The organism is Blautia difficilis (assembly GCF_014297245.1).
In the GTDB taxonomy this organism is placed as follows: Bacteria; Bacillota; Clostridia; order Lachnospirales; family Lachnospiraceae; genus Blautia_A; species Blautia_A difficilis.
In genome coordinates this window covers 1-970 of sequence record NZ_JACOQG010000085.1, presented here as the reverse complement: position 1 = coordinate 970, position 970 = coordinate 1, and the positions used below count along the sequence as shown (strand labels likewise).

Below are 970 nucleotides of genomic sequence, written 5' to 3'. Positions count from 1 at the left end.
GCCGTTTACTCCAGTCTGTCCCAAATCAAGGATTTCACTAGAAACTGTCGCCTCATATTTCTCATATCTCATTTCACTGTCTGAATCCACAGTATCCTCGAAAATAGCTGAAGCTTCCGATACATCGCCTTCCTGCTCTGTGGTTTCCGAAATAAATGTTTCCTCTCCAGCAGAAAAATCGGCTGCCAATACCGGCTGACCGGTAACGATCACAGCAGAAAGAAACAGCGATAAAAATGTTTTGCCTCTCCTTCTCATAATACTTTGCCTTCTTTCCATCATTATACCTCGTTATCATGTTACGTTTATGTTAACAATTGTATCATATATGTAATATTTTTCAACAATCTTTTTTTATTTAACATATTTAACTATGCAGAAAAAGCGGCTTGAAAAGCCGCTTTTTTCTACCTTTGCAGGAACCCAATCTCTGTAAAGATAAGTTTCGTTATTTAAATTCAATGGAAGAAAATCTGTAGATGTAGTCTTCCCCCGGATGTTTACCATTATCGCCCGCAATCGGACTGTTCGCATTAACCGACACAATCATATTGTTTGTATTTCTGTCAATCGCTACGGATTCCATTTCAAAACTAAAGAACTTTGATTCATCCAGTTCATTGTTAAAGGCAAAATCCGGAATTAAAACAGGATATTTCTTGCCATCTTTAAATTTCATTGTTTTAGTTCTGCTCATATCAATGTGTAGTACCCTGCTTCCACTGGTTTGCACATCACCATTAGGAAAATATTCCAGTTTTTTCGTCGTAACAATAAATAATCCGTATTTGTCACTGTAATTGATTCCCTGAAGCACTTCATAACCGGTATTCATAAAATATTTTGTTTGATCAACCACAACTTTTCCTGCTGAGAAGTGTACAATACACAGTTTATATATTTTTTTATCTTCTTCACCCTCTGCACCGGTTTCGGTAAGAAGAATAAACTGATTGCCTTTGTAATGGCT

At 36.6% G+C, this 970-nt stretch carries 2 protein-coding genes; both read right to left on the bottom strand.

All coding sequences use genetic code 11. The features are described from left to right. Positions 1 to 258 (bottom strand): hypothetical protein (locus H8Z82_RS16925; protein ID WP_147324795.1); only part of this gene is annotated, 258 nt, incomplete at its 3' end. 190 nt (positions 259 to 448) lie between these two features. Next, a partial coding sequence (locus H8Z82_RS16920) for a hypothetical protein (RefSeq protein ID WP_173684876.1) occupies positions 449 to 970 on the bottom strand: 522 nt, incomplete at its 5' end.